Origin of the sequence: Achromobacter sp. SIMBA_011, assembly GCF_046535435.1 — a bacterium.
Classification (GTDB): domain Bacteria; phylum Pseudomonadota; class Gammaproteobacteria; order Burkholderiales; family Burkholderiaceae_B; genus Achromobacter; species Achromobacter dolens.
Genome location: NZ_JAWRWN010000754.1, coordinates 1 through 258 on the forward strand (window position 1 = coordinate 1; position 258 = coordinate 258).

The 258-nt window shown below is 68.6% G+C and carries 1 protein-coding gene; it reads left to right on the forward strand.

Annotated elements, in window-relative coordinates; all coding sequences use genetic code 11:
* Positions 1–243, forward strand: a 243-nt coding sequence (locus SB816_RS33000; RefSeq protein WP_410548381.1) for a LysR substrate-binding domain-containing protein, incomplete at its 5' end; no start/stop codon positions are given.
* Between the last annotated feature and the right edge of the window lie 15 nt (positions 244–258).

Genomic DNA, 258 nt, shown 5'->3' on the forward strand with positions numbered 1-258 from the left:
GAATTCGATCACGTGAATCTTCAGCTCTGCGCGGCCGTCGAGGGCCTTGGCGTGGCACTGGCGTCGCTGCCGCTGATCGGTCGCGATCTCGCCGAGGGGCGCCTCGTGTGTCCGCTTGCGGCGCCGATATGGCGCGCCGACGACTACATGCTGGTGACGAATGCCGATCGCGGCGCGGATCCGGCGGTAGCCGCGTTCGAGCAATGGATCGAGCGCATGGCGGGCCGCGACGGCGGCGTGTGACTGCCGGGTTGCTTG